This is a genomic window from Microbacterium sp. (assembly GCF_035554235.1).
GTDB lineage: Bacteria > Actinomycetota > Actinomycetes > Actinomycetales > Microbacteriaceae > Microbacterium.
This window is the reverse complement of record NZ_DATMIO010000050.1, coordinates 1-5,346: the sequence shown is the minus strand read 5'-3', so window position 1 is coordinate 5,346 and position 5,346 is coordinate 1. Positions and strand designations below refer to the sequence as shown.

Sequence of the window (5,346 nt, the reverse complement as noted above, 5' to 3'; positions counted from 1 at the left end):
GGCCCAGGCCACATAGGCGAGCAGGAACCACGGCAGCCGGCGCCACGGGAACGGGTTCGACACCCTCTGGGCGACGATGCGGGGCACCCAGATGGCGATCGTGATGGCTGCGGCCGAGAGGGAGACAATCCAGACCCCGACGGCTCCCATGAGGTTGTACATCGCGGTCGGGGCGAGGAGGCAGATGAGCACGAGGATGCTGTAGCCGCGCAGAAGCAGGTGCCCCGTCGTCTCGCGCGCCGGCGCGGTGGGTGGGGCCGCCACGGGGTGCTTCGTGTACTCCGCCATCGTGCCATCAGGCTACCGCGAGGCGACCAATAGGCTGAGATCGTGATGCTGCCTCTGACGAATCCGCCGAAAGACTACGCATGGGGCTCGCGCACCCTCATCGCGGCCCTGGAAGGGCGACCCCCGAGCGACGCGCCGGAGGCCGAGGTCTGGTTCGGCGACCACCCGGGCGGACCCGCCCTCGTCGGCGACGGGAGCGGCCGCACGCTCGACACCGTCCTCGCCGCCGGCGTCGAGGGCGCCCCTGAGCGGCTGCCTTACCTGCTGAAACTGCTGGCCGCGGCATCCCCCCTCTCGATCCAGGTGCACCCCTCGAAGGCCCAAGCGATCGAGGGGTTCGCGCGCGAGACGGGCCTGCCGGCGGACGCGCCGAACCGCAACTACCGCGACGACAACCACAAGCCCGAACTGATCGTCGCCCTGAGCGACACGTTCGAGGCCCTGTGCGGGCTGCGCCCGCTGGCGGCGACCCGACGGCTCGTCGGCGCGCTCGGGCAGGGGCTGGGCCCCGCGGCGCTGCGCGCGCGGCTCGAGCGCCCGAGCGGCGATGCCGCGATCGGTGGCGCCGAGGGCGAGGATGCCGACATCCTGCGCGATGTGATCGGCTGGCTGCTCGGCGGCTCCGCCGATGTCGAGGTGGCATCGCTCATCGATGCGATCGGCTCCGCCGAGTCGGTCGAGTTCGCGGCCGAGCTGGCGACGACCCGCCGCATCGCGAGCGTGTACCCGGGCGATCCCGGCGTGGTCGTCGCGCTCCTGATGAACCATGTCGTGCTGCGCCGGGGCGAGGCGGTGTTCCTCCGCGCCGGACTGCTGCACGCCTACATCTCCGGGCTGGGCGTCGAGCTCATGGCCGCCAGCGACAACGTGCTGCGCGGCGGCCTGACGCCGAAACACGTCGACGTCGCCGAGCTGCTCTCGGTGCTCGACGCGCGCCCGGCGGTCGTGCCGGTCGTGCTGCCGACATCCGCCGAGGGAGCGTCGCGCGGCGTCGAGGCGTTCGCCACCGACGCCCCCGACTTCGAGCTGCTTCGCGCCCGCGTCAACCCCGACAGCCCCGCCACCGTGACGCTGCGCGGCGCCGCCATCGCGCTGGTCACCGCGGGCACGATCACCGTGGTGGGCGGCCACGGCGACCGCACGCTCCGGCCCGGCCAGGCCGTGTTCGTGACCCGGGACGAATCGCCCGTGCGCCTCGCGGGCGACGGCGAAGTCTTCATCGCGCAGCCCGGCTCGCCCGGCTGACGCGCACCGGGCGCGCCCGGCATCCCGTCGTTTCCGATTCGATACGAGTCATGACACGCCTTCGGCGCGTCGTGAAGGTTAAAGAACCGATTGAGGCTTTAGTATCCGCGACTTGACCGCAGCGAATGACAACGGTGTAATTAGGTCCAAGCACGCGAACCTGCGTGGGGGGTAACAGGCGGGAGAACGAAATGGCGGGGTCACACTACCGTTCCGGCGTTCCCGACAATTGGTTCGTCGATCCGGTTCAACTCGGCGTCCCGGGGGTGCGGCATCCGTCTCAGGATGACGACAACCCATTGTCGTGGCAGACCGATGCGCTCTGCGCGCAGACCGATCCGGAAGCATTCTTCCCGGAGAAGGGCGGATCGACGCGCGATGCGAAGCGCATCTGCACGACGTGCGAAGTGCGCGGGGAATGCCTGGAGTACGCGTTGCAGAACGACGAGCGCTTCGGCATATGGGGCGGACTGAGCGAGCGCGAGAGACGCAAGCTCAAGCGCCGGGCGGTCTAGGCGGCTCGCGGCGCGTGCGCCCCGGAAGGTGGCCGCATCGCGCCTAGGCTGGCCTCGCCATGCCCGCCCCAGTCCACGCCATCCTCGTCGCGCGACCCGACGGCAGAATCCCCTCGGCGCTGCACCTCAAGCGCACGCTCGCGGCGCTCGAGGCGCAGAAACGGCGCCCCGACGCGCTGACGGTCGTGCTCTGCGGCACCGATGACGCGCTGCACGATCTGGCGGCGTCGTCGGGGGCGGAAGCCGTCGTGACAGCCCCGGCATCCACGACGTACGCGAAAGCTGTCGCTCTCGCGGTACGCCGCGTCGACGAGGGCAGCTCGGTGTGGCTGCTCGCCCAGGACACCGCACCCGAGCCGGACGCGCTCGCGCGGCTCGTCGGCGCGCTCGAGCTCTCGCCCTCCGTCGCGATCGCCGCGCCCAAGCTCGTGCGCTGGGAAGACCGCGACGCGATCGTCTCGCTCGGGGTCACCATGACCCGCCTCGGGCGCGCCGTGGAACTCGCGGATGGCGAGTACGACCAGGGGCAGCACGACGGCGACGCCGACGTGCTCGGCTCCGACGTGCGCGGCGTGCTCGTGCGCGGCGAGGCCAGGGCGCACCTCCTGCCCGATCCGGCCCTCGCCGGGGCGGAGGAGGGCCTCGACATGGGGGTTCGCGCCCGCCTGGCGGGCTGGCGCATCTCGCTCGTTCCCGGTGCGCGAATCGCCGTCGCGGGCGACGGTGTGGCGGGGGTTCCCTCCGGACACGGCCGCTGGGGGGTGCGCCGCGCCGCCTACGCACAGCGGACGGCACAGCTGCACCGGCGGCTGGCCTACGCCGAGCCCTACCTCGTTCCCGTGCACTGGCTCACGATCCTGCCGCTCGCGATCTGGCGCACCCTCGCCCACATCGTCGCGAAGGCGCCCGGGCTCACGATCCCGGAGTGGCGCGCGGCCGCGACGGCCGCGGTGCGATGGCCCTCCATCGCCCGCTCCCGCCGGGTGCTCCGCTCCGGCCGGACGAGCTCATGGGCGCGCATCGCGCCGCTCCGGCGCACGCGCGCGCAGCTGCGCGACCGCCTCGGCAGCGACGACTACGACGATGCCGGGGGCGTGCCCCGGCGGAGCGAATTGCGGTTCTTCACCGGCGGGGGAGCGTGGGCGGTGCTCGGCGCCCTCGTCGTCTCGATCGCGTCGTTCACCACCCTGCTCGCGTGGCCGGTGCTGGGCGGGGGCGCGCTGCTGCCCCTGCGCGACACCGTCTCGGCGCTGTGGGCGGATGCCGCGTACGGGGTGCGCGCGACGGGTATCGACGAGGTCGGGCCGGCCGATCCCTTCGCGGGTGTCGTCGCCGTGCTCGGAAGCCTGTGGCCCGGGGCACCGTCCTTCGCGCTCGTGCTCGTGTGGGTGCTGGCCCTGCCGCTCGCGACCCTCGGCGGATGGTTCGCCGCCACACGACTCACCGAGCGCTCGGCCCTCCGCATCGTGGCCGCCATCGCGTGGGCACTCGCGCCCACCTTCCTCGCCGCCCTCGTGCTGGGCCGACCGGCCGCGGTCATCGTGCACCTCCTGCTGCCGTGGCTCTTCTACGTGGGCTCGGTCACGCATCGATCGTGGGGGGCGGCGGGGGCCGCGTCGCTCGTCCTCGTCGCCGTCGTGGCCTGCGCGCCGGTGCTCGCCCCGGGTCTGCTCGTGATCTGGGTGCTCGCGCTCGTGGTCGTGCTCGCCACGCGGGCCGGCCGCGGTCTGTGGCGCGTGCTCTGGGTGGTCGTCCCCGCCGTGGTCGTCTTCACCCCCCTCGCGTGGGCACAGTGGCACGGCGGCAACCTGATGGCGCTGTTCGCGGATGTGGGACTGCCGTGGGCGGGTCCGCAGGTCGGCGCCGACGCGGCCGGCCGCGCGCTGCTCGCCGCGGGTTTTCCGACCACCGATCCCGCGGGGTGGGGCGCGATGCTGACCGGGCTCGGGATCGAGGCATCGGTCTGGTGGGTGCCGCTGCTCACCGTCCCGCTCGCCGTGGCCGCACTCGTCTCGCCCCTGACGCCGCGCTGGACATCCGGCATCGTGCTGCTGGGCGTGGCGCTCATCGGACTCGGCACCGCGTTCATGGCCGTGTCGGTGGCGCTCGCCCACGCCCAATCGGTGGCGGTCCCCCTCTGGCCCGGCACGGGCCTCAGCCTCGCCTGGATCGGCGTCGTGGGCGCCGCCCTCGTGACGCTCGACACCGGGATCGCTCCGCGGCCGGCCCTCATCCGTCCCGTCCTGGCCGCCCTCGTCGTCGCAGGCGTGCTCGTCATCGCCGTCGCACCCCTGACGGCGGTCGCGCGCGGCGAGGCGCTCATCACGAACGGTCCCACGAGCACGCTTCCGGCGTACGTCGCCGCGTCGGGCCGGGATGACGCGTCGGTCGGCACCCTGGTGCTGACACCGCAGAATGCCGGCGGCGTCGCCGCCGACGTGGTCTGGGGCCAGAGCGAGACGCTCGGCGGTCAGGCGACGATCCAGACCACGCGGACAGAGGCGACCGAAGCGGATGCCGCGCTCGCCGACCTGGTCGCCGACCTCGTCACGCCCAGCACGGTGGATGCCGCAGCCGAGCTCCGCGAGCTCGGCTGCTCCTTCGTGCTGCTCGCGCCCCCCACCGGGACCGAGTCGGACGACGCCCGCGCCTTCCGGCTGCTGGCCGTCACATCGATCGATCAGCGCGCGGGGCTCGAGAACGTCGGGGAGACCGCGAAGGGCGTGCTCTGGAAGGTCGCGGGCGATGTCACGGTCCCGCCGGGGCGGACGAGCGCGCAGGAGCAGATCTGGCGCATCGTGACCGCGACCCAGCTCGCGGTGCTCGCAATCGCGCTGCTGCTCGCCGTGCCCACCGCCGCGTCGCGCCGGGCGGCGCGCAACGCGCCGCGGGTCGTCGGGCCGACGTCGAGGGAGGCGCTGTGAACGGCAATCGCTGGTTCCGGTGGGCCGCCACCGGAACGAGGACCATCGTCGGCACCGCCGTCGCCATCGCCTTCACGGCGCTGGTCGTGACGGCCGTCTCCTGGCCGTGGCCCGTGGTCGAGCATCCTGCCCCGAGCATCGAGGCGCAGCCCGACCCGGCCGACACCGTCGCCGTGTGCACCGGGCCGGCGCTCGCGCTCGGACGCACGGTCGTGGACGCGCAGCGCATCTCGGTGGCCGGCTCGTCCGATGTCACGGTCAGTGTGCCCGCGGAGACCGCCGCGCCGCAGCAGAGCCCCCTGGCGTCGCCCCGGGTGGATGAGAGCCGCGGTGTTCCGTCGTTCGTCGCCCAGCCCGAGGGCGACGACGTGGCG

3 protein-coding genes and 2 pseudogenes are annotated in these 5,346 nt (G+C 73.3%); 4 read left to right on the top strand and 1 reads right to left on the bottom strand.

Annotated features, from left to right (window positions below; genetic code table 11):
* A pseudogene (locus VNT50_RS02435) lies at nucleotides 1–288 on the bottom strand (O-antigen ligase family protein); the annotation flags it as partial.
* A gap of 42 nt (nucleotides 289–330) precedes the next feature.
* Here VNT50_RS02435 and manA point away from each other — a divergent pair.
* The 4 genes and pseudogenes from manA to VNT50_RS02415 form a co-directional block, all read left to right on the top strand.
* Nucleotides 331–1,533 (top strand): mannose-6-phosphate isomerase, class I, encoded by a 1,203-nt coding sequence (gene manA, locus VNT50_RS02430; RefSeq protein ID WP_325483515.1) that lies wholly within the window; start codon nucleotides 331–333, stop codon nucleotides 1,531–1,533.
* A gap of 191 nt (nucleotides 1,534–1,724) precedes the next feature.
* The gene (locus VNT50_RS02425; protein WP_325483514.1) at nucleotides 1,725–2,048 is read left to right on the top strand and encodes a WhiB family transcriptional regulator; all 324 of its coding nucleotides are present in this window, start codon (nucleotides 1,725–1,727) and stop codon (nucleotides 2,046–2,048) included.
* A 59-nt stretch (nucleotides 2,049–2,107) separates the two neighbouring features.
* Nucleotides 2,108–4,972, top strand: a complete 2,865-nt coding sequence (locus VNT50_RS02420) for a glycosyltransferase (protein ID WP_325483513.1) — start codon at nucleotides 2,108–2,110, stop codon at nucleotides 4,970–4,972.
* Nucleotides 4,969–5,346, top strand: a pseudogene (locus tag VNT50_RS02415) (hypothetical protein); the annotation flags it as partial. The gene VNT50_RS02420 and the pseudogene VNT50_RS02415, both read left to right, overlap by 4 nt.

What these genes read in the sequence shown, in the direction of transcription:
- VNT50_RS02420 (WP_325483513.1), top strand. Translation starts at nt 2,108, where the DNA reads ATGCCCGCCCCAGTCCACGCCATCCTCGTCGCGCGACCCGACGGCAGA.
- VNT50_RS02425 (WP_325483514.1), top strand. Translation starts at nt 1,725, where the DNA reads ATGGCGGGGTCACACTACCGTTCCGGCGTTCCCGACAATTGGTTCGTC.